Source organism: Nonomuraea sp. NPDC050404 (assembly GCF_040655495.1).
Lineage (GTDB): Bacteria > Actinomycetota > Actinomycetes > Streptosporangiales > Streptosporangiaceae > Nonomuraea.
The window spans coordinates 368,143-390,098 of sequence record NZ_JBFAKB010000012.1 but is presented as its reverse complement, the minus strand read 5'-3'; the positions used below and the strand labels follow the sequence as shown (position 1 = coordinate 390,098).

The following is a 21,956-nucleotide window of genomic DNA, read 5'->3' as shown; positions in this document are numbered from 1 at the left end:
GAACCGGCGTCGGCGAGTCCCGCCCCCCGGCCACCGCACGGGGGGCGTGGCTCATTCCTCGTCCATGAGCCGGACCAGGATGTCCCAGGCCGGGGACGAGGCTCCGGGCTGGGACCGCTCGGCCAGGCGGGCGATGATGGGATTGTTGACGGCGCGGCTCTCGGACTGGCCCTGGTGGCCGGCGACCCACTTCTGGGTACGCTCCGCGAGCGCGACCAGGCGTGGATCGTCCGGCGGCCAGCCGTAGGCGGCGTCGTGTTCGAGGTAGAGCGCGCGGAACTCGGGATCGGCCATGGCCGCGCGCTTCTCGGCGATCCACACGGCGGCGTCCTCGGGCGAGGCGGTCTGCATGAGGATCCAGCCGTCGCGTTCCAGCTTGATCTGACGCTCGCTGATCCCGAGCCCGCGCAGGTCGTCGAGGTGGTCGGCGACCTCGGGGGAGACGTAGAGCCGGTCGCCGCCGCGCAACTGGGCGAGTTGACCGCGGACCCGCCGCAGTTGCGCGATGCGCTCATCGATGCCCTGGTCGACCTCGGCGATGGCCGCCGTGAGCGTGTCCTGGTCGGCGTCGAGCAGGTCCTTAACGCGGGCCAGCGGCACACCCGCACTGGCCAGGGTCCTGATCTTGACCAGGGCGATGGCGTCCTCGGCGGTGTAGCGCCGGTAGCCGGAGGAGTCGCGGTCGGGCTCGGCGAGCAGGCCGCGCTCGTGGTAGTGGCGGATGGTCTTGACACTCACCCCGGCGTACTCCGCGAGCTGCCCAATCGTGATCACGCCTGCCATCCTTTCACCCGGCCGAACTAAGCACGCCGGGTCATGCGGCCGCCGCCGTTGCGGAAGCGCGCCTGCCCGTCGCGGACGTCGTGGTAGGAGACCAGCAGCAGCCGCACGTACCCGTCGAACGCCTCCAGCGGAAAGCCGGCGGGCGCGAAGAGGCCGGGCCTGATCGGCACGTAGCGCTGCGGCGGAGCCGAGGTATTGCCGCCGGCGAACTCGGTGAAGATGCGCTCCTGCGTCTCGTCCTCCGGCTCGTACGTGGTCCGCTCCTCCAACTGGCCGTCCACGATGCTGACGTCGATGCGGAGCTGGTCGGAGCGGTAGGTGCCCACGTACGGGGACAGATCGACGTCCTGCTCCACCTCGGTGATCAGCGTGGGGATGCGGACGCCGAGATGCTCGCTCAGCAGCCATTCCAGGAGCTGGTCCTGCAGCATGAGCGCGGCCGGGGTGTTGCCGAAGGCGGCGAAGACCAGGTCGTGTTCGGGGATGACGCACAGGATGGACACGCCGCCGGGCGACGCGCCCGACATGGCCGCGACCGTGGTCTCGCCGAACGGGTACAACACCCAGCCCAGGCCCATCGGCGGGGAGTTCGGAGTCTGAAGGTCCCGCGAGACCTGCCGCATGAGAGCGGTCGACTCGGCCGACAGGACGCGCGCGCCGGCGGGGGACACGCCGCCGTTCAGGTGGGTGCGGCCGAAGGCGAGCAGGTCGGCGATGGTGCCGATCGGCGTGCCGCCCGCCGGTCCCCAGGCGTCGGGCAGCATGAACATGTTTGTGGGCCTGGGCGCCATGGTCTCGGGGTCGGGGAAGTGGCCGATCGCGGTGCCGCGCAGGATGGCCTGCTCGGCCGAGGTGCTGGAGTCCTTCATGCCGACGGGCGCGTAGATCTCGCGTTCGAGCAGGTCGGGGAAGGGCAGGCCGGTCACCACCTCCAGCAGACGGCCCGCGACGATCATGCCGCCGTTGGAGTAGCTGAGCTGCTCGCCGGGCTCGAACAGGGTGCCGCGGCTCGCCAGGCCGCTGACGTAGGTCTTCAGCGCGTCGCGGCCCTTGGCGTCGGGGAAGTACAGGTCGGCGTCGATGCCGTTGGTGTGCGAGATCAGGTGCCGGACCAGGATCGTGCTCAGCGCGAAGTCCGGCAGGTACTTCACCACCGGCGCGTCGAGGTCCAGCAGCCCCCGCTCGACCAGCCGCAGGACCAGCGTGGTGGTCAGGACCTTGGTGACGGAGCCGAAGAGGAACCCGGTGTCCTCGCGCATCGGCGCGCCGGTGGTGACGTTCGCGGTGCCGTGGGCGACGATGACCTGCTCGCCGGCGTGGTGCACGCCTGCGACGAACCCGGGGATGTGGTTGGCCTCGCAGTAAGCGGTGATCTGCTGCTTCAGGTTGTTCTCCATGCAGAGCATCGTCGAACCCTGCCCCAGGGGCGGGGTCAAGCCTCTTTCTCCGGGGATGTCAAAAAGCGCGGCACGGCACCGACCTTCCTGTGACAGACCCCCCGAAGACAGGAGCGACCATCATGGGCAAGGTGTTCTTCGACCTCGGCATGTCCCTGGACGGCTACGTGGCGGGGCCGAACGCGCGTCCCGGCAACCCGATCGGCGACGGCGGCCCCAAGCTGCACACCTGGATGTACCGCACGGCGGCCTTCGCCGAGCTGATCGGCGGAGCCCCGACCGACCGCCCGGCCACCGAGGACGACGCCCTGATCCGGCGGACGATCGAGCGGAGCGGCGCGACGGTGATGGGCCGGAACATGTTCGACGAAGGCGAGGTCGGCTGGCCGGAGGACGCGCCGTTCCGCCACCAAGTCTTCGTGGTGACCAACCGCGCCCGCGAGCCGTGGGCCAGGAAGGGCGGCACCACGTTCCACTTCGTGACCGACGGCATCGACAGCGCGCTGGCTCAGGCCAAGCATGCGGCCGGCGACAAGGACGTGCGGATCGCGGGCGGCGCGGACATCGTACGGCAGTACCTGGCCGCCGGGCTCATCGACGAGGGCAACCTCCACGTGGCCCCGGTGCTGCTCGGCGCGGGCGTGCGGCTGTTCGACGGGCTGCCGGACCCGGGCGCGGTCAAGCTGACGTCGCCGTTCGCGCACCTGAGGTTCCAGATCTCCTAGGATCACGGGATGGCACGGCTGCGCAGGACACCTCCGTACGAACTGGACCCGGACGCGCGGGCGCTCTACGACAAGATCACCTCAGGCCCGCGCGGCCGGTTCATGGTCGATGGCGACGGCGGCCTCACGGGGCCGTTCAACGCGATGTTGCTCAGCCCGCCGGTCGGCGATCCGCTCCAGGAGCTGGGAGCCGCCATCCGCTACCGCACCACGCTCACCGACCGGGCGCGGGAGCTGGCGATCCTGGTGGTGGCCGGCCACCACGACAGCGCGTTCGAGCGGGCGGCCCACGAGCCGATCGCCCGCGAGCTGGGGTTCACCGACGACCAGCTCCAGGCCCTGCGCGACGGCTCACCCCTGGACCTCGCCGACCCGGCCGAGGCGGCGGTGCTCGGCGTGGCCCGCGCCCTGGTCGCCAAGGGGGACCTGGACGAGGAGGAGTACGCGGCGCTGGGAGAGCGGGAGTTGTTCGAGCTGACCACGCTGATCGGCTACTACTCCACACTCGCCCTGCAACTGCGCGTCTTCAGGGTGTGAGCTAGGCGGACTCCCTGATCACCAGTTCGGTGGGCAGGATGATCGGATCGGTCGGGCCACCCTCGAACAGGTTGAGCAGCAGCTTGACCATGGCCGCCGCCTGCTCCGACACCGGGTGCCTGAGCGTGGTCAGCGGTGGTTCGGTGTACTTCGCCGCCTCGATGTCGTCGAAGCCCACCACCGCCACGTCGTCGGGCACCCGCCGCCCCGCCTGCCGCAACGACTGCAGCGCCCCGACCGCCATCAGGTCGTTGGCCACGAACACGGCGTCCAGCGCGGGATCGTCGCCCAGCAACTGGCGCATCGCCACCGCCCCCGACTCGCGCGTGAAGTCGCCGACCGCCACGATCGAGCGGCGGTCGGAGTCGCGCAGCACGTTGCGGTAGCCGGCCAGCCGGTCCTGGCCGGCGATCATGTCCTGCGGCCCGGCGATCGTGGCGATCCTGCGCCGCCCCGTCTCCACCAGGCGCCGGACCCCGGCCTCGGCCCCGCCCACGTTGTCGTTGTCCACGAACGGGATGTCCACCGGCACGGCGGGCCGCCCGTAGGAGACCACGGGCACGCGCAACCGCGACAACGCGGACGGCAGCGGGTCGGCGCCGTGCATGGACAACAACATCACGCCGTCCACGTGGCCGCCCGAGATGTAACGCTCCACCCGGGCGTGGCTCTTGGGGGAGGAGGCCAGCATCAGCACGACCTGCTTGTTGATCGCCTCCAGCTCCACCGACGCCGACCTGATCGCCGTGGAGAACAGCGGATCCTCGGAGAAGACCCTCGTCCCCGGCTCGCTGACGACCAGGGCGACCGAGTCGGTGCGCTGGGTGACCAGGCTGCGCGCGGCCGAGTTGGGCACGTAGCCCAACTCGTCGATCGCGCGCTGCACGGCGTCGCGGATGTGCGGCGCCACCGTGGTCTGCCCGTTGACCACCCGGGAGGCGGTGGCGCGCGAGACGCCCGCACGGGCGGCGACCGCCTCAAGCGTCGGGCGTCTCATATCCGCACCTGCCGGGATCGGAAGGGCCGCACCTGTCCGAAGGGCCGTGCCTGCCGGGAGAGCCGCACCTGTTGGGAGAGCACGTGAAAGAATCTACAGCCCGTTCCTGCCGATCACGTCCCGGTACCACAGCGCGCTGTCCTTGAGCACCCTGGTCTGCGTGCCGTAGTCCACGTGCACGATCCCGAAGCGCCGCCGGTAACCCTCGGCCCACTCGAAGTTGTCCAGCAGCGACCACACCAGGTATCCCCGCAGGTCGGCCCCCGCCTCGATGGCCCGGCGCACCTCGCGCAGATGCCCGTCCAGGTAGGCCACCCGCTGGTCGTCGTGCACCCGGCCGTCCTCCACGACGTCGTCGAAGGCCGCGCCGTTCTCCGTGACCATCAGCCCGACCTGCGGATAGTCCTGCGAGAGCCGGACGAGCAGCCGGGAGAGCCCGTCGGGCACGATCGGCCAGCCCATCGCCGTCGTCGGCGCGTCCGCGGCGGTGAACTTGACGTTCTCCGAGCCCGGCCACGCCGGTTCGGCCGGCAGGCCGGGGCCGGACTCGACCACGCACGGGTTGTAGTAGTTCACGCCGACCAGGTCGATCGGGGCGTTGATCAGCGCCAGGTCGCCGTCCAGGATGTGGCCGGTCCCGCCGTTGCGCGCCGCCGCCTCAAGGACCTCCTCCGGGTACGTGCCGTACACGGCCGGGTCCAGGAACTGCCTGGTCAGCAGCGCGTGGATGCGCTGCACGGCCGCCGCGTCCGCCTCGGAGGGCACCGCCGACGGGTCGTTGACCTGGGCGGGCGTGAGCACGGGAGCGGAGTTGACCACCAGCATGATGCTGCGGGCCCCCGCCTCGCGCAGCCGTCGCGCCGCCAGGCCGTGGCCGAGCAGCAGGTGGTGCGAGGAGCGCATGGCGCGGGCCGCGTCGTGGTGGCCCGGCGCGTGCACGCCGCTGCCGTAGCCGAGAAAAGCCGCCACCCAGGGCTCGTTCAGCGTGGCCCAGTCGGCCACCCGGTCGCCGAGCCGGTCGTAGACGGCCTGGGCGTAGTCGGCGAAGCGGTAGGCGGTGTCCCGGTTCGTCCACCCGCCCCGGTCTTCGAGAGCCTGCGGCAGGTCCCAGTGGTAGAGCGTTACATACGGCGAAATTTCGGCGGCTAGTAGTTCATCTACGAGCTTGTCGTAGAAAGCCAGGCCACGGGGGTTGATCGAGCCCTCACCGTCCGGCTGGATGCGCGGCCAGGCCACCGAGAACCGGTAGGCCCCCAGTCGCAGCTCGCGCATCAGGCCGATGTCGTCCCGGTAGCGGTGATAGTGGTCGCAGGCCACGTCGCCGGTGTCGCCGTCGGCCACGTTCCCGGGGGTGTGGGAGAAGGTGTCCCAGATCGACTGGCCCCGCCCGTCCTCCTTGACCGCCCCCTCGATCTGGTAGGAGGCCGTGGCGGCGCCCCAGACGAAGTCCTCGGGAAAGATCATCCCTTAACAGCTCCTTGCATGATTCCACCGATGATTTGCCTGCCGAACAGGGCGAACACGGCCACGAGCGGCAGGGTCCCGATCGCCGTTCCCGCCAGCCCCAGCACGTAGTCGTTGACGTATCCGCTGGCCAGGGTGGACAGCGCCACCTGGACAGTCGGATTGTCCGGGGTCAGCACGACCAGCGGCCAGAAGTAGTCGTTCCAGGCCGACATGAACGTCAGCATGCCCAGCACCGCCGCCGCGGGCCGCGCGGCCGGCAGCACGACGTGCCAGAACAACCCCCACGTCGTGCACCCGTCCACCCGCCCCGCCTCCAGCAGTTCGGTGGGCAGGGCGCGCGAGAGGTACTGCGTCATGAAGAACACGCCGAACGCGTTGACCAGCGCGGGCACGATCAGCGCGTAGTTGGTGCCGGTCCACTCCAGCTTCACCATGAGCATGTAGAGCGGGATGATGCCGAGCTGCGCCGGGACCATCATGGTCGCAACCGTGATCACGAGCATGATGTTCTTGCCCCGGAAGCGCAGCTTGGCGAAGGCGAACCCGGCCAGCGTGGAGAAGAACATCACCGCGACCGAGATCGACCCGGCCACGATGACCGAGTTGATCAGCGCCAGCCCGAACGGCACGGTGTCGAAGACCCGGGAGACGTTGGCGAAGAAGTTGCCGCCCGGGATCAGCGGGGGCGGCACCTGGCCCAGCGCCGAGTTGTGCCGGGAGGCCACCACCACGCTGTAGTAGAGCGGGAAGGCCGAGAAGAAGGCGACCGCGGTCAGGGTCAGGTAGCGCAGCCTCATCTTGACTCCTTAAGGCTGGAGACCCCCGGCTTCGGCCGTGGGGAGGAAGTCAAATCAGCCCGCCCTTCACCCTGCGCGTGATCAGGAAGTTGATCCCGGCGACGATCACCACGGCCACGAACATCAGCCACGACGCCGCGGAGGCGTACCCGAAGTCGAACGAGCCGCTGGCGAAGCCCTGCTCGTAGACGAACAGCGCCAGGGTCTGGAACTGCCGGTCGGGGCCGCCGGAGGCGATGCCGCCACCGCTGCCGGTGCTCTGCCCGAACAACATGGGCTCGGCGATGATCTGCATCGCGCCGATCGTGGAGACGATCACCACGAAGATGATCGTCGGCCGGATCATCGGGATGGTGATCTTGCGGAGCTGGGTGAAGCTGCTCGCGCCGTCGAGCCGCGCGGCCTCGTACAGATCGCGCGGTACGGCCTGCATCGCGGCCAGGAAGATCAGCGCGTTGTACCCGGTCCAGCGCCACATGATCATCACTGATAGCGCGATGTGCGAGGTGGCCGTGCCCGCCGCCCAGTCGATGTTCCCGGCCCCGAACCACGACAGCATCCAGTTGATCATGCCGAAGTCGCGGCCGAAGAGCTGGCTGAAGATCACCACCACCGCCACCACACTGGTGACGTTGGGCAGCAGCAGCGCGACCCGGAAGAAGGTCTGGAACCGCAGCCGCCGGTTCAGCAGGTGCGCCAGCCAGATGGCGAGCGCGAGTTGCGGCACGGTCGACAACACGCCGATGGACAGGGTGTTGAAGGTGGCGTTCCAGAAGTAGCCGTCGGCGAGCAGGGTGGAGAAGTTGTCCAGCCCGATGAACTCTTGCGTCTCCGACAACAACGTCCACTCGTGCAGGCTCACCCAGGCCGTGTAGACCAGCGGGAACAGCCCGAAGGCGCAGAACAGCAGGAAGAACGGGGCCACGTAGGCGTACGGCGACACCCTCACGTCGAGGGTGTGCCGCACGCTGCGCCTACGCCGTCGCGTGACCGCGATGGGGAAGGTGCTCATTTGATTTTCTTGACGTCCTCGAGCACCTGCGCCCACGCCTCGTCGGGGGTCTGCTTGCCCTGCTCGACGCGGCCGAGGCCGTTGCCGATGGCCACGCGCACGTCGCCCTCCTTGGGGCCGAGGTGCTGCGGCTTGAGTGACTTGGCGGCGTCGGAGTAGATCTTGCCGATGGGGGCGTCGCCGAAGAACGGCTTGGTGAAGTTCTGGATCGACGGGTCCTCGTACAGGGCCGGGATGGAGGGGAAGGTGCCCTCCTCCTTGAAGACCTTGGCCTGGTTCTCCTTCGAGGTGAGGAAGTTGATCAGCTCCGCCGCCTCCTTCGGGTGCTTGCTCTGCTTGGGCACCATCAGGTGGGAGCCGCCGCTGTTGCCGGAGCCGCCGGGCACGGTGGCGATGTCCCACTTGCCGGAGGCGTCCTTGGCCTGCTCCTGGATGAAGCCGGTCATCCAGGCCGGGCAGATGATCGTGGCGAACGAGCCCTTGGCGAAGCCGGTGTTCCACGGCGGGGAGAAGGCCGCCAGCTTGGCGGTCAGGCCCTCCTGGGTGAGCTGGTTCGACAGGTCCCAGGCCTTCTTCACCTCGGGGTTGGACTCCACGATGATGTTGTCCTGGGTGTCGTACAGGCCGGTCGCGGCCTGGTTGACCATGGCGCGGAAGAGCTCACCGGGGGAGTCGGTGAACTTGGCGCCGTCCACGTCCGCGCCGGCGAACTTCTTGCCGGTCGCGATGTAGTCCTCCCAGGTCGGCCAGAGCGCCGACACCTCGTCGCGCTTCTCGGGCAGCCCGGCCTTCTTGAACAGGTCCTTGCGGTAGCACATGGCCAGCCCGCCGACGTCGGTGCCCAGGCCCAGCACCTGCGAGCCGTCCTTGCTCATGCCCTGCTGCCACTTCCAGTCCAGGTAGTCGGCCTGCCGCTGGTCGAGCCCGAACTGCTTGAGGTCGGTGAACCTGCCGGGCTGGGCGGTGAAGGTGCTGATGTAGCCGACCTCGACCGCCTCGATGTCACCCGCCCCCGCGTTCGTGGCCAGCCGCTTGACCAGGTTGCTGTGGTGGTCGTTGAACTGGGTGACGTTCTCGACGATCTCGATGTTGGGGTGGGTCTTCTTGTACTCCTCGTAGAGCGGCTTGAAGCCGAAGTCGCCGAACAGGCCGATCGTCAGCTTGATCTTCTCACCGGGCTTGGCACTCGACTGGGCAGCGGTCTCTCCGCCGCCGCCGCCACCGCACGCCGTCGCCAGAGCGAGCAGGGACGCGGTGAGCAGGGGCAGGCCGAGCCGCCGGATGCGAGGGGTCATGGAAACCGTCCTGGGGTTCACGGTCGTGGAACTGATGAGAGAGCGCTCTCTCACGAGAGTCCCGGCGTTCACATGCCTGTGTCAACGGTGGTTAAATAACGATCCGTGTTACCCAAGAGAGCGCGTTCACGGACCGGCTATCCGGTGAGGGCGCGTCCGGCCATCCGGGCGTACATGCGGCCCGGGCTTGGGGCCTGGGTCAGGAAGCCGGGCAACATGGGCAGGCCGACCGCGAACGGGTCGAGCCGCCCGTACAGCTCGTCGGCGTCCGCGGGGCGGTCGTCCGGCTTCTTCTCCAGCAGTTGCGCCAGCAGCGCGCCCAGCGGCTCCGGCAGGCCGGGGATGACCGGGGGGCGCTGCTTGACCTGCTTCTCGAAGACCACGTAGTCGGTGGGCCCGGTGAAGAGTTGCCGGCCGGTGAGCATCTCGTGCAGGACGCAGCCGAGGGAGTACAGGTCGCTGCGCGGCTCGGCGATGCCGTGCTGGATCTGCTCGGGCGCCATGTACGCCGGCGTCCCCAGGATCTGCCCGATCCGGGTGAACGTGACGTCCGACTCCCGCAACATGGCCAGGCCGAAGTCGAGCACCTTCACGCTGCCGTCCGGGCAGAGCATGAGGTTGGTCGGCTTGAGGTCCCGGTGGCAGATCGCCAGCGCGTGCGCGGCCGACAACACCGCGCACGCCTGCGCCGCGATCGCCGCCGCCCACGACACCGGCAGCGGCCCGTGCTCGTGTACGAGGTCGGCCACCGTGACGCCTTCGATGAACTGCATCACCTGGTAGAGCCGCTGCTCGTGGGTGCCGAAGTCGTAGAGCACGGGCGCGCCGGGATGCTCAAGCCTGGCCAGGATGCGCGCCTCGCGGATGAACCTGCGTTCCAGCTCATGATCGGGGCCGCTGGGCAACCGCAGCAGCTTCACCGCGACCCGGCGATCGAGGTGGCGGTCGTGGCCCGCGTACACGGCTCCCATGCCGCCCTGCCCGAGGGGAAGGTCGTCGAGGTCATAACGGTCACCGATAACCATTGACCCCCCTCCCACGCCTACCGGAAAAAGTTACACCGTCAGGGCGGCGGCATGTGGCGACCAAGCCCGCCTCAAGGGGTGAGCCCGTGACCGGGCGGATGGAGGTGGCCGTCGGCCAGGCCGTCGAGACCCAGCCTGATCAACGTCTGTCCCAGCGTGGAGGTTTCCCTGATGGCGTCTTCGAGCACGGCCAGTTGCCTGAACGCCTCGCCGTAGGCCCGCTGCTCCTTCAGCGACAGCCGTGGCAGGCGCGTACGGCGCACGTCGAACCTGCTGGAGCCGGTCGTCACCCGGCCGCCGGCCGCGCGCAGGAAGCCGGCCAGGAAGTCGGGGTCCAGCCGGCGCGCGTCCACCCGGTACAACGTCAGGTGGGGCCCCAGCGCCGCACCCCCGCCGTCCTCCACCACCCGCACGGCCGAGTAGGAGGCCACCACGTCGCCGGGCCTGATCAGCACCAGCCCCTGCTGCATGGTGGTGTGCCCGGACGGCGCGCCGCCGTTGAACACGTCGTCGGAGGTCAGGACCGGTACGTCGCCCCCGTCCGCGGCCATCTTGGCCGGGGCCTGCGAGGTGGCCACCAGCCCTTCCTTGATCAGGTCGCCCAGCGTGGTGGCGGGCTGGTCGAGCGGCTGCTCCAGCACCTTCAGGTCCGGCGGCACCGCGGCGGCGGTCAGGAACCGGTCGCGCGCCTCGGCGAAGGCCCGTCCCACGTCGTCGTGCCGCTGGTGCCGGGCCGGCGTCATGTCGACCTCGTCGGCCAGCAGGTCGATGATGCGTACGGTCTGGTCGGAACGGTCCTCCAGGTACGCCTGCCAGGCCGGCTCCACGACGGACAGGTCGGCCGTGGCGTCCAGGATCAGCACCTCGGACGGCGGGCGCTCGCCCGCCGCCGGGCGGCGCAGCAACCACAGGTCGGAGCCGGGCAGTGCGACCACCGCCCGCAGCGCGCCCGCGCGCAGCAGGTTGGCGCGGATCCGGCGGCCCGCCTTGCGGCTGGCGGCGGCGGGCGGCATGAGGATGGCGACCAGGCCGCGCGGTTTGACGTGGGTGAGGCAGTGCTGCACCCAGGCCAGCTCGGGCTCGCCGCGCGGCGGCAGCCCGTACTCCCAGCGGGGGTCGCCGGTCAGCTCCTCATAACCCCAGGCCCGCTCGTTGAACGGCGGGTCGCACACCACCGCGTCGGCCCGCTCGCCGGCGAAGCCGTCGTGGCGCATGGAGTCACCCGCCACGACCCTGGCCTCGACGCCGCGCAGCCGCAGCCTGGCGGCGGTGATGGCGGCCGAGGTCTCGCTGAGCTCCTGCCCGAGCACCTTGCCCGCACCGGCAGGAGGGAACAGCAGTGTGCCGACGCCGCAGGCGGGGTCGAGCACGGTCGCGCCATCGCCGCTCACGAGCCGGACCATCAGCTCGGCGACGTCCTCGCGGGTGACGGAGAGCTGGCGGGAGTGGGCTTCGAGATAACGCTCACACAGGAACTCGTACGCGGCCGGCGCGCCGTGCTGCTCACCCAGCTCCAGCACGAGCCCCGCCAGCTCCGCGTCCAGCGCGCCCGATGTATCCAGCGAGCCCAGCGCGTCCGGCGCGCCCTGCCCGCCCGGCGCGCCGGGTCGCCGGTCGAGCTCGCCCGAATTGGCGTCAGCTTGGTGTGAGCCGTCCTGCCGGGAGCCGTCCACCTGGGGGCCGGCCGGGCCGAGGCCGTCGCCCGTGGCGTCGGCGGCCCTGGTCAGCAGGGCTCCGGCCTGGGCCACCAGCTCGCCCAGGCGCAAATCGCCCGCGGCTTTCAGGCGTTGCCAGACACGATCTCCCAGCGATACCTGGTAGGACTTCCCATAGCGACGCAGCCAGGACTCGACCTGCCGCAGTGAGAACAGCGGCTGGTTGGCGGTGCCGCCGATGGGCTGGGGGAAGTCGTCGTGGCGACGTCGCCAGTTGCTCACCGCGGCACGCCCGACACCCGCGAGCCGGGCGATGTCCCCGGCGTTCACGGTCGGGTCGTGGCTCATGAAGCCCACAGTAGTTCACAAGAGTCTTCAGCGCATCTGCTTGTGAAGTCTTTCAACCAATGATTTACTGCAAGGTATGAAGCACAACATCCGCTATGCCGCCGGATCAGACGTGGGCCGCCGCAGGGAGCAGAACGAGGATTCCGGCTACGCGAGCGGCCGGCTGCTCGTGGTGGCTGACGGCATGGGCGGGCACGCCGCCGGCGAGCTGGCGAGCTCGGCGGCGATCGCCGTCATGCGCGAGCTGGATGCCACGCTTCCCGAGACGGGCGCCGACCTGGAAGGCTCGCTGGAAGGCGCCGTCCACGAGGCGGCGCGCAGGCTGGTCGAGCTGGCCGACATCGACCCCGCACGCAGGGGGATGGGGACCACGGTCACCGCCATGCTGTGGGACGGCTACCACTTCTCCCTGGCTCATCTGGGTGACTCCCGTGGGTACTTGCTTCGCGACGGTGCGCTCTACCAGATGACCAAGGATCACACACTTGTGCAGTCGATGGTGGACGAAGGCCGGATAACGGAGGACCAGGCCGCCGTGCACCCCCGCCGTTCGATGGTGCTGCGCGTACTGGGCAGCGAGGGCAGGGCCGAGCCTGACATGGCGCTGCGCGAAGCCGAGCCTGATGATCGCTACCTCCTCTGCTCAGACGGGCTCACGACCGTGCTCGGGCCCGAGGTCCTGCACGAGGTGCTGACCACGGTGACAGACCCGGGGGCGGCAGTCCAGCGGTTGATCGATCTGGCCAACGAAGGCGGCTCTCCCGACAACGTGACCGTGATCGTGGCCGACGTGGTCGCGCCGGGCGCGGGGGACGCGGGCGTCTACCGCGTGGGCGCCGGCTCCTAACACGCGTAGTAGCGAGTCACACCAGTCACATCTGTCACTCTGCCTATATTTCGGCTCATATCAAGACACTTTCCCGGCGATGCGCGCAATTTCGCGATGGCGCTACTACAGTCCATCGTGATTTGTCGGTTTTCTGGGAGGAGTCACCCTGGACCCGATCGCGGATGAGCTGCTGAAGACGGTGCGGCAGGAACTCGGCTACAAGGAGAAGAACGGCCAGGTCACCAAGTTCGGCCAGTGGTACGCGGATCGCGTCCAAGACACCCAGTACCGCGACGCGCCATGGTGCGACATGTTCCTCGCCTGGGCCGCGGACAAGGCGGACCTGTCCGACTACGTCGGTGAGTTCGCCTGGACGCCCTCGCACGCGGCCTGGTTCATCCAGCAGGGCGCCTGGACGCAGAAGCCCGAGCCGGGAGCGCTGGTCTTCTACGACTGGCGCGGCGGCAAGAGCTACAAGGGCATCGACCACGTCGGGGTCGTGGAACGCGTCAGCGGCAAGAAGATCCACACCATCGAGGCGAACGTCGACCGCGTCTGGCTCAAACGCAAGACCAGGGAGACCGACAAGGTCGTCGGGTACGGCATCCCGCGCCTGGTCAAGGAGAACGTGGACCGGCTGGAGGAGATCCGCTCGACCGAGCGGCCGTTGGTGGGCCCGCCGCGTTCGGAGACCGGCGGTTCGGCGCTGGACTTCTTAGGCACCCCGCCCGCGCTGCTCGCCGCGATGGTGCTCATGACCGTCCTGCTCTCCCTCCGCGTGACGGGCCGCCGCCGCGGCCACCGCCGCCGCCCGTCCTGGCTCCCCTGGAGAACCACCCGCCCCCACGACGACCCCCAGCCGCCCGCGAGAATCCCGTCCCCCAGAAACCCCCTGGCCGGCGACGGAACGGCCGATGAACGGACGGCGCGGGTGCCGGCGGGCTCCGGCCGGCCCGCCCCCAAGAGACGCAAACCCTACGACCCGTCCTGAGCCGCGCCAGAGTCCTGGGCCGAGTCAGAGGCTCGGGCGTCAGGTCCGGGTCGTCAGGTCTGGGTCGTCAGGTCGATGATCGCCTTGATGTCGTTGTCGGCCGGTTCAAAGACCTCCGCGGCGCGCGCCAGCGGCACCCTCCGCGTGATCATCCGCTGCAGCCACTCCGCATCGGCCTGGGCCAGTGCCGCCGCCGCGTCGCGGAAGTGCCGCAGGTTCCCGTTGACCGTACCGAAGATCACGTCGTTCTCCAGGACGATGTCCCGGTTGATCACCCCGGCGTCCACCCGGTGCGAGCGCCCACCGGGTGAGAGCCCGCACAGGCAGACGATGCCCGCGGCGGCGGTGCAGGTCATGGAGTCGATGACGAGTTGCCCCGCGCCCGTGCACTCGATGATGACGTCCGGTTTGGCGGCGGCGAACGTCTCCAGGGTCGAGGCCGAGTGGTAGATTCCGCCCAGCGCCTCCACCAGGTCCGACTTGAGCCCGCGTCCGGCCCGGTCGAGCACGTGCACCTCAAGCCCCCGCTGCCGCCCGAGCAGCGCCGCCAGCAGCCCGATCGGCCCGGCGCCGGTGACCAGCAGCACGCGCGGCTCGTACCAGGCCCGCGAGCCGATCCGCTCGATCTGCTCCCACGCCTTGGCCACCACGGACGCGGGCTCGACCAGCACGCCGACGGCCGCCAGTGACGGGTCCAGCTTCACCGCGTAGGCGGCCTCGACGGTCCACAACTCGCTGGCGTACCCGTCGATCTCCTTGATGCCCCGTTCGGTGTAGCGGCCGTTGCGGCACATGTCGAACTCGCCGCGCGCGCAGGCTCCGCACGGTTCGGGGTCGGGCCTGCGTACGACGCCGACGACCAGGTCGCCGGGCGAGAACGCGGAGCCCTGCGGCACCTCCAGCACCCGGCCGAGCGACTCGTGCCCGATGACCATGCGGTCCCTGCCCGGCGGCGGCCAGCCGTACTCGGCCCGTTCCAGTTCCCTGTCGGTCCCGCAGACGCCCAGGGCCAGCCCCTGGACCAGCAACTCGCCCTGGCCCGGCTTGGGATCGGGCACCTCTTCCACCTCTAGCGTGCCCTTCACACCGGGCACGAACGTCAGCGCGCGCATCGCCGTCACCCCCTCGGACTGCCTCCTACCCAGGAGGCTGTTGGGAAATAGTAGGACGTCCTAGTATCTTCGTAGGTGAGGCCTCACGAAGGAGTGATCAGGCGTGCACGTCCCGGTACACCCCGTCCGTTTCGTCACCGCCGCCGCCCTGTTCGACGGTCACGACGCGGCGATCAACATCATGCGGCGCATCCTGCAGGCCCAGGGGGCCGAGGTCATCCATCTCGGGCACAACCGCTCCGTGGATGAGATCGTCACGGCCGCCATCCAGGAGGACGCCCAGGGCGTGGCGATCAGCTCGTACCAGGGCGGGCACGTGGAGTTCTTCTCCTACCTGGTGGAGCTGCTGCGCGAGCGCGGCGCCGGGCACGTCAAGGTGTACGGCGGCGGCGGGGGCGTGATCGTCCCCGAGGAGATCGAGCTGCTGCACTCACGAGGCGTCACCCGCATCTTCTCGCCCGAGGACGGCCAGCGCTACGGCCTGCCCGGCATGATCAACCAACTGATCGAAGAGTGCGACGTCGAGCTGGGCGACCCGCCGTCCGTGGAGGCCGTGGCCTCCGGCGACCAGGCGGCGCTGGCCCGCGCGATCACCCTCATCGAGTCCGGCCGCACCCCCGCCGGGCTGCTGGAGGGGCTCGCCACGGAGCGGCGCGCCCCGGTGCTCGGCATCACCGGTACGGGCGGCTCGGGCAAGTCCTCGCTCACCGACGAGCTGGTCCGCAGGTTCCGCGTCGACAACGACGACAAGCTGCGCATCGCGATCATCGCCATCGACCCCACCCGCAGGCGCGGCGGCGGCGCCCTGCTCGGCGACCGCATCAGGATGAACAGCCTCGGCCCTCAGACCTACTTCCGCTCCCTGGCCACCAGGGGCGCCGTCAACGAGGTGCCCGCCTGCCTCGACGACGTGATCACCGTCTGCCGGGCCGCCGGATACGACCTGGTGATCGTGGAGACGCCCGGCATCGGCCAGGGCGACGCGGGCATCGTGCCGCACGTGGACGTGCCGATCTACGTGATGACGCCCGAGTTCGGGGCGGCCTCCCAGCTTGAGAAGATCGACATGCTGGACTTCGCCGAGGCCGTGGTGATCAACAAGTACGAGCGGCGCGGCGCGGAGGACGCCCTGCGCGACGTGCGCCGCCAGCTCGTACGCAACCGCGAGGCGTTCGGCGTCTCACCCGACGAGATGCCCGTCTACGGCACCATCGCCGCCCGCTACAACGACTCCGGCGTCACCGCCCTCTACCACCACCTCAAGCCGCTGCTCCCGACCGGTTCCGGCAGCCCCGGGCTGCTCGCGCCGGTCGAGGGCCGCACGTCCACGGCGTCGGCCGCGATCGTCCCGCCCGCCAGGTCCCGCTACCTGGCCGACATCGCCGAGACCGTGCGCGCCTACCACGCCGAGACCCTCGCCCAGGCGGAGGTGGCCCGCCGCCACCAGCAGCTGACCGCCGTACGCGACCTGCTCGGTGCGGGAAGCGGCGGGCCGGCGGACGGGGGCGAGTCCGGCAGGGTGGCCGAGCTGATGGAGCGGGCCGGGCGGGAGTTGTCCGACGAGAGCCGGGAGCTGCTGGCCGGCTGGCCGGCGATCAAGGAGCGTTACACCGCCGACGAGCTGGTGGTGAAGGTCCGCGACCGGGAGATCCACACCCCGCTCTGGCGCGAGACGTTGTCGGGCAACCGCATCCCGAGGGTCGCCCTGCCCCGCTACACCGACCACGGCGACCTGCTGCGTTTCCTGCGCGGCGAGAACCTGCCGGGGATGTTCCCGTTCACCGCGGGGGTGTTCTTGTTCAAGCGCGACGACGAGGATCCGACCAGGATGTTCGCCGGAGAGGGCGACCCGTTCCGTACCAACAGGCGCTTCAAGCTGCTGTCCGAGGGCCAGCCGGCGACCAGGTTGTCCACGGCGTTCGACTCGGTGACGCTGTACGGCCACGACCCTGACCTGCGGCCCGACATTTACGGAAAAGTCGGCACTTCGGGGGTCTCGATCGCGACGCTCGACGACATGAAGGTGCTCTACGACGGGTTCGACCTGGCCGCTCCGAGCACGTCGGTGTCCATGACGATCAACGGCCCGGCCCCGACCATCCTGGCCTTCTACCTCAACGCCGCCATCGACCAGGCCAGGGACCGCTTCCGCGCCGAGCAGGGCCGCGACCCCGACGAGCACGAGGACGACCAACTGCGCGCCCGCACGCTCGCCACGGTCAGGGGCACGGTGCAGGCCGACATCCTCAAGGAGGACCAGGGCCAGAACACCTGCATCTTCTCCACCGAGTTCTCCCTGCGCATGATGGCCGACATCCAGGAGTGGTTCATCCGCAACGGCGTCAGGAACTTCTACTCGGTCTCGATCTCCGGATACCACATCGCCGAGGCCGGGGCGAACCCGATCAGCCAGCTCGCCTTCACGCTGGCCAACGGTTTCACGTACGTGGAGGCGTACCTGGCCAGAGGCATGAAGATCGACGACTTCGCGCCGAACCTGTCGTTCTTCTTCTCCAACGGCATGGACCCCGAGTACAGCGTGCTGGGCCGGGTGGCCCGCCGCATCTGGGCGGTGGCGATGCGCGAGCGCTACGGCGCGGGCGAGCGCTCGCAGAAGCTGAAGTACCACATCCAGACCTCGGGCCGCTCCCTGCACGCCCAGGAGATGAACTTCAACGACATCCGCACCACCCTGCAGGCCCTGATCGCCATCTACGACAACTGCAACAGCCTGCACACCAACGCCTTCGACGAGGCCGTGACCACGCCGTCGGCCGACTCGGTGCGCCGCGCCATGGCCATCCAGCTCATCATCAACCGCGAGTGGGGCCTGGCCAGGAACGAGAACCCGTTGCAGGGCGCGTTCATCGTCGAGGAGCTCACCGACCTGGTGGAGGAGGCGGTGCTGCGCGAGTTCGAGCGGCTGTCGGACCGGGGCGGCGTGCTGGGCGCGATGGAGACCGGCTACCAGCGCGGCAAGATCCAGGACGAGTCCATGTTGTACGAGATGCGCAAGCACGACGGCTCGCTGCCCATCGTCGGCGTCAACACCTTCACCAAGGACGACACCGGCGAGCCGGAGCCGCACAAGCTGGAGCTGGCCAGGGGCACCGAGGAGGAGAAGCGCTCGCAGCTCGACCGCCTGCGCGCCTTCCACGAACGCAACCGTTCGCAGGCGCCCGCCCGGCTCGCCAGGCTGCGTGAGGTGGCGATGACGGAGGGCAACGCGTTCGAGGCGCTGATGGAGGCGGCCCGCGACTGCTCGCTCGGCCAGATCACCGAGGCGCTGTTCGAGGCGGGCGGCCAGTACAGGCGCAACGTCTGAACAGAGCTGGCGGGGTTGTGACAAGGCGGGTTTTCGCCAGCCGGATGACCTTCACGGCGTCGGCATGAACCGGTGGAATCCGGTTCATGCCCCTCAAGAAGTTACCCGTCAGCCTGCTCGCCGTCGCCGTGGCGGCGACCGGCCTGGCCGCCATCCCCATGGCGGCACACGCGGAGACCGGCACCTCCCGGGATCCCGCGCTCCGCGAGACGGAGCTCACGCTCATCACCGGCGACCGGGTCCGGTACGTGGACGGCCCCGGCGACCAGGACACCGTCACCGTGGACCGGCCGGAGGGCGCCCAGGGCGGCGTCCAGGTCCAGCAGTCGGGCGGAGACGTCTACGTCGTCCCCGACGAGGCGGAGCCGCTGATCGCGGACCGGCGGCTGGACCGGCGGCTGTTCAACGTCACCGGCCTGGCCGAGATGGGATACCACGGCAGCCCGCCGGTGATCGTCTCCTACGAGGGCGCGACGCCGCGCTCGACGGCCGGAGCCCAGGTCGTACGCGCGCTGCCCAGCGTCAAGGGCGCGGCCCTGCGACTCGGCGCCGACCCCCGCCCGTTCTGGACCGCCCTGAGCGCCCCCGCCGCCAGATCGGGCGTGGCCAGGGTCTGGCTGGACGGCAAGTCGCGGGTCGCGCTGAAGGAGAGCGTGCCCCAGGTCGGCGCCCCGCAGGCGTGGGCAGAAGGGCTCGACGGCGCGGGCGTCAAGGTCGCCGTGCTGGACACCGGCGTGGACGACACCCACCCCGACCTCAAGGACCGCATCGCGGAGTCCACCAGCTTCGTGCCCGGCCAGGAGGTCAAGGACGTCAACGGCCACGGCACCCACGTGGCCTCCACGGTCGCGGGCACCGGCGCGGCCTCGGGCGGCGAGAACAAGGGCGTCGCGCCCGGCGCGCAGCTGCTCGTCGGCAAGGTGCTGGGCGACGACGGCTACGGCCAGGACTCCTGGATCATCGCGGGCATGGAGTGGGCGGCGGCCAGGGCCAAGGTCGTCAGCATGAGCCTGGGCAGCGACGTCCCCGACGGCGGCGACGATCCCATGGCCCAGGCCGTGGACGCGCTGTCGGAGCAGCACGGGGCGCTGTTCGTGATCGCGGCGGGCAACAGCTATGACGCGTACACGATCGGCGCGCCAGGGTCGGCCGCGTCGGCGCTGACCGTGGGCGCGGTGGACAAGAAGGATGAGCGGGCCGGGTTCTCCAGCATGGGGCCGCTCGACCGTACGCATGGGCTCAAGCCGGACATCTCCGCGCCGGGGGTGGCCATCAACGCGGCGCACTCGTCGTACAACACCGAGGCGTCGGGGCCGTACTGGAAGCTTCAGGGCACCTCCATGGCCACGCCGCACGTCGCGGGCGCGGCGGCCATCCTGCTGCAGCGGCATCCCGGCTGGACGTGGCAGCAGGTCAAGGACGTGCTGATGAGCTCGGCCAAGGCGCTGCCGTACGCGCCGTTCGAGCAGGGGACGGGGCGGCTCGACGTGGCGGCGGCCGTCAAGGCCACGATCACCGCGACCGGCTCGGTGCCCTCGGCGTTCTACGACTGGCCGCACGCCGCCGACGACCCCAAGGCGGACCGCACGATCGCCTACCGCAACGACGGCGACGCCGAGGTGAGCCTCGACCTCGCGGTCAGCGGCTCCGACGCGGCCACGCTGTCCGCGCCGCGGGTCACCGTGCCCGCCGGCGGCACCGCCGAGGTCACGCTGAGCATCGACCCGGCCAGGCTGGACCCGGACACCACGGTCTCCGGCCTGGTGACCGCCACCTCAGGGGAGACGTCCGTGCGCACCGCGTTCGGCGCGGTCAAGGAGCGCGAGCTGTACGACCTGACGCTGAAGCTGCGCGACCGGCAGGGGAAGGCCGCCGCCGGGCGGGTGGTGCTGGCCGGGCCGGACGGCAACATGGCGCCCTACGCGGTGGACGGTGAGCGGGTGCTGCGCCTGCCGCCCGGCGCGTACATGGCGTACTCGCTGCTGGAGGTGACGGGCGAGCGCGCCGACGCGCGCGGCATGGCGCTGCTGGTCGACCCCGAGACGGTGCTGGACGGAAACAAGGAGATCGTGCTCGACGCGGCGCGGGCCAGGCAGGTGCGCGCCACCACGCCCAAGCTCGCCGAACGCCGCCAGACCCACCTCGACTTCGCCAGGACCCTGCCGGGTCAGGAGGATCCGATCAGGCTCGGGTACGTGCTGCCCATCTGGTACGACAGCGTGTACGTCTCACCCACCGAGAAGGTCACCCAGGGCTCCTTCGACTACCTGACCCGCTGGCGCGTCGGCGAGCCGAACCTCACCCTGGACCTGCCCGGCCGCGACAAGCTGGTCACCACCGTGCAGGGCGGCTCCACCCTCACCGACGGCCGCTCGCTGCTGCGCACGGTCAGCGCAGGCAAGGGCGCGGCGCAGGACTACGCGGGCGTGGACGCCAGGGGCAAGGCCGTGATCGTGACCCGCAGCGCCGAGGTCTCCGCCGCGGAGCGGGCCGAGCAGGCCGTCGCGGCCGGCGCCAAGCTGCTGGTGGTCGTCAACAACGAGCCGGGACGCCTGTACGAGTCCTACGGCCAGGCGCTGCCGATCCCGGTCGCGCTGGTCACCCGCGACGCCGCGGCCGGGCTGGCGGGCAAGCTCGCCGTGGTCGAGCAGCGCAGGTACGCCTCCTACCTGTACGACCTGGTCGACCTGCACAAGGACGCCGTCCCCGACCGTGACCTGACCTACCGCGCCCGCGGCCTGGCCCAGGTCCGCGGCGTCTACCGGGGGGCCACGACCGGCCAGGAGGGCGGCGGGTTCCGCTACAGCCTGATGGAGGGCTGGGGCCCGGCGTTCGGGTTCCGCGAGCGTGAGTACTTCCCCGGGACGCGCACCGAATGGGTCTCCACCGGGACGACCGGCCAGAGCTGGTACGAGAACCACTTCATCGGCGGTGACGACGACTGGGAGATGCGGCAGAAGCCGCAGACCTACCGCGCCGGGCAGCACGTCACCCACGAGTGGTTCGCGCCGATCGTCAGGCCGCGGCTCAGCACCGAGTACTGGGGGCCGTTCCGTGACACCGGCAACGGCATGCAGTTCAACATCCCGCCGGTGGCCGACGGCACGCCGGGGCACTCCGGTGGCGGCGGCGACGAGTACGCGAACATGTCGATCGCGCTCTACCAGGGCGACAAGCTGCTGAAGAAGTCCGCGGGGCGCGCCCTGTCGTTCTGGGACGGGTTGCCCGAGGAGGCGGCGCCGTACCGGGTCACGCTCGACGTGAACAGGGACGCCGCCAGGTGGCGCACCTCCACCCGCACCCACACCGAGTGGGGTTTCACCTCGGCCGCGGTCGATCCCGAAGGCCCGTACAAGGTGGACATCCCGATGATGCAGCTCGACTACGACGTCAGGACGCTCGGCCCGATCGTCAAGATCGGCCTGTCGGCGACCACGCAGGAGTGGCTGGACTCGGCCAGCAAGGCCCGCAGGGCCACGCTCTCGGTCTCCTACGACGACGGAAAGACCTACCAGCCGGCCGTGCTGGTGCCGGTCGGCAAGGGTAAGTGGACCACCGCCGTCCGCGCCGGCTCCCTGTCGCTGAAGGCCACCGCCTCCGACGACAAGGGCAACACGGTGAGCCAGGAGATCATCCGGGCGCTCGTCAGCTGAATAACCGT

Annotated in this window: 16 protein-coding genes; 6 read left to right on the top strand and 10 right to left on the bottom strand. The window is 70.1% G+C overall.

From position 1 onward, the window contains the following. Nucleotides 1–51 precede the first annotated feature (51 nt). Nucleotides 52–774: a MerR family transcriptional regulator gene (locus AB0I81_RS32835; RefSeq protein ID WP_360664386.1), complete on the bottom strand. Its 723-nt coding sequence runs from the start codon at nt 772–774 to the stop codon at nt 52–54. A gap of 26 nt (nt 775–800) precedes the next feature. Beyond that, complete coding sequence (locus tag AB0I81_RS32830) at nt 801–2,180, bottom strand: serine hydrolase domain-containing protein (protein WP_360664383.1); 1,380 nt, start codon at nt 2,178–2,180, stop codon at nt 801–803. A 122-nt stretch (nt 2,181–2,302) separates the two neighbouring features. On the opposite strand from AB0I81_RS32830, the gene AB0I81_RS32825 reads away from it, so the two are divergent. Both AB0I81_RS32825 and AB0I81_RS32820 read left to right on the top strand, forming a co-directional pair. Further along, entirely contained in the window at nt 2,303–2,905 is a 603-nt protein-coding gene (locus AB0I81_RS32825) for a dihydrofolate reductase family protein (protein ID WP_360664380.1), read from the top strand. A 9-nt stretch (nt 2,906–2,914) separates the two neighbouring features. Next, the gene (locus AB0I81_RS32820; protein ID WP_360664377.1) at nt 2,915–3,442 is read left to right on the top strand and encodes a carboxymuconolactone decarboxylase family protein; all 528 of its coding nucleotides are present in this window, start codon (nt 2,915–2,917) and stop codon (nt 3,440–3,442) included. A 1-nt stretch (nt 3,443) separates the two neighbouring features. On the opposite strand, the gene AB0I81_RS32815 is transcribed toward AB0I81_RS32820, so the two are convergent. The 7 genes from AB0I81_RS32815 to AB0I81_RS32785 all read right to left on the bottom strand — a co-directional run bounded on the left by AB0I81_RS32815 (nt 3,444) and on the right by AB0I81_RS32785 (nt 12,038). Next, complete coding sequence (locus AB0I81_RS32815) at nt 3,444–4,439, bottom strand: LacI family DNA-binding transcriptional regulator (RefSeq protein ID WP_360664374.1); 996 nt, start codon at nt 4,437–4,439, stop codon at nt 3,444–3,446. A gap of 93 nt (nt 4,440–4,532) precedes the next feature. Then, nucleotides 4,533–5,903, bottom strand: a complete 1,371-nt coding sequence (locus AB0I81_RS32810; RefSeq protein WP_360664371.1) for a GH1 family beta-glucosidase — start codon at nt 5,901–5,903, stop codon at nt 4,533–4,535. Further along, the gene (locus tag AB0I81_RS32805) at nt 5,900–6,703 is read right to left on the bottom strand and encodes a carbohydrate ABC transporter permease (protein ID WP_360664368.1); all 804 of its coding nucleotides are present in this window, start codon (nt 6,701–6,703) and stop codon (nt 5,900–5,902) included. The genes AB0I81_RS32810 and AB0I81_RS32805 overlap by 4 nt, the downstream gene beginning before the upstream one ends. A 49-nt stretch (nt 6,704–6,752) precedes the next feature. Further along, nucleotides 6,753–7,715, bottom strand: a complete 963-nt coding sequence (locus tag AB0I81_RS32800) for a sugar ABC transporter permease (RefSeq protein ID WP_360664365.1) — start codon at nt 7,713–7,715, stop codon at nt 6,753–6,755. After that, nucleotides 7,712–9,010 carry an extracellular solute-binding protein gene (locus AB0I81_RS32795; protein ID WP_360664362.1) on the bottom strand — a complete coding sequence of 433 codons (1,299 nt, stop codon included), beginning with the start codon at nt 9,008–9,010 and terminating at the stop codon, nt 7,712–7,714. The genes AB0I81_RS32800 and AB0I81_RS32795 overlap by 4 nt, the downstream gene beginning before the upstream one ends. A gap of 137 nt (nt 9,011–9,147) precedes the next feature. Next, entirely contained in the window at nt 9,148–10,035 is an 888-nt protein-coding gene (locus tag AB0I81_RS32790; protein WP_360664359.1) for a serine/threonine-protein kinase, read from the bottom strand. Between the two features lie 71 nt (nt 10,036–10,106). After that, nucleotides 10,107–12,038: an N-6 DNA methylase gene (locus AB0I81_RS32785; protein ID WP_360664356.1), complete on the bottom strand. Its 1,932-nt coding sequence runs from the start codon at nt 12,036–12,038 to the stop codon at nt 10,107–10,109. A 76-nt stretch (nt 12,039–12,114) separates the two neighbouring features. On the opposite strand from AB0I81_RS32785, the gene AB0I81_RS32780 reads away from it, so the two are divergent. Together AB0I81_RS32780 and AB0I81_RS32775 are read left to right on the top strand one after the other, a co-directional pair. Beyond that, entirely contained in the window at nt 12,115–12,885 is a 771-nt protein-coding gene (locus AB0I81_RS32780; protein WP_360664353.1) for a protein phosphatase 2C domain-containing protein, read from the top strand. Between the two features lie 181 nt (nt 12,886–13,066). Next, nucleotides 13,067–13,858: a CHAP domain-containing protein gene (locus AB0I81_RS32775; RefSeq protein ID WP_360664351.1), complete on the top strand. Its 792-nt coding sequence runs from the start codon at nt 13,067–13,069 to the stop codon at nt 13,856–13,858. 53 nt (nt 13,859–13,911) lie between these two features. Here AB0I81_RS32775 and AB0I81_RS32770 read toward each other — a convergent pair whose 3' ends face one another. Continuing rightward, nucleotides 13,912–14,970: a glucose 1-dehydrogenase gene (locus AB0I81_RS32770; RefSeq protein WP_360664348.1), complete on the bottom strand. Its 1,059-nt coding sequence runs from the start codon at nt 14,968–14,970 to the stop codon at nt 13,912–13,914. 103 nt (nt 14,971–15,073) lie between these two features. Between AB0I81_RS32770 and icmF the strand changes: the two genes are divergently transcribed. Together icmF and AB0I81_RS32760 are read left to right on the top strand one after the other, a co-directional pair. Beyond that, on the top strand, nt 15,074–18,295 hold the full coding sequence (icmF, locus tag AB0I81_RS32765; RefSeq protein ID WP_360664345.1) for a fused isobutyryl-CoA mutase/GTPase IcmF: 3,222 nt from the start codon (nt 15,074–15,076) through the stop codon (nt 18,293–18,295). A gap of 86 nt (nt 18,296–18,381) precedes the next feature. After that, nucleotides 18,382–21,948 carry a S8 family serine peptidase gene (locus AB0I81_RS32760; RefSeq protein ID WP_360664342.1) on the top strand — a complete coding sequence of 1,189 codons (3,567 nt, stop codon included), beginning with the start codon at nt 18,382–18,384 and terminating at the stop codon, nt 21,946–21,948. The last annotated feature ends 8 nt before the right edge of the window (nt 21,949–21,956 follow it).

Coding starts and splice junctions, on each gene's coding strand:
- AB0I81_RS32830 (WP_360664383.1), bottom strand. CDS start 2,180: ATGGAGAACAACCTGAAGCAGCAGATCACCGCTTACTGCGAGGCCAAC.
- AB0I81_RS32825 (WP_360664380.1), top strand. CDS start 2,303: ATGGGCAAGGTGTTCTTCGACCTCGGCATGTCCCTGGACGGCTACGTG.
- AB0I81_RS32820 (WP_360664377.1), top strand. CDS start 2,915: ATGGCACGGCTGCGCAGGACACCTCCGTACGAACTGGACCCGGACGCG.
- AB0I81_RS32815 (WP_360664374.1), bottom strand. CDS start 4,439: ATGAGACGCCCGACGCTTGAGGCGGTCGCCGCCCGTGCGGGCGTCTCG.
- AB0I81_RS32810 (WP_360664371.1), bottom strand. CDS start 5,903: ATGATCTTTCCCGAGGACTTCGTCTGGGGCGCCGCCACGGCCTCCTAC.
- AB0I81_RS32805 (WP_360664368.1), bottom strand. CDS start 6,703: ATGAGGCTGCGCTACCTGACCCTGACCGCGGTCGCCTTCTTCTCGGCC.
- AB0I81_RS32800 (WP_360664365.1), bottom strand. CDS start 7,715: ATGAGCACCTTCCCCATCGCGGTCACGCGACGGCGTAGGCGCAGCGTG.
- AB0I81_RS32795 (WP_360664362.1), bottom strand. CDS start 9,010: ATGACCCCTCGCATCCGGCGGCTCGGCCTGCCCCTGCTCACCGCGTCC.
- AB0I81_RS32790 (WP_360664359.1), bottom strand. CDS start 10,035: ATGGTTATCGGTGACCGTTATGACCTCGACGACCTTCCCCTCGGGCAG.
- AB0I81_RS32785 (WP_360664356.1), bottom strand. CDS start 12,038: ATGAGCCACGACCCGACCGTGAACGCCGGGGACATCGCCCGGCTCGCG.
- AB0I81_RS32780 (WP_360664353.1), top strand. CDS start 12,115: ATGAAGCACAACATCCGCTATGCCGCCGGATCAGACGTGGGCCGCCGC.
- AB0I81_RS32770 (WP_360664348.1), bottom strand. CDS start 14,970: ATGCGCGCGCTGACGTTCGTGCCCGGTGTGAAGGGCACGCTAGAGGTG.
- AB0I81_RS32760 (WP_360664342.1), top strand. CDS start 18,382: ATGCCCCTCAAGAAGTTACCCGTCAGCCTGCTCGCCGTCGCCGTGGCG.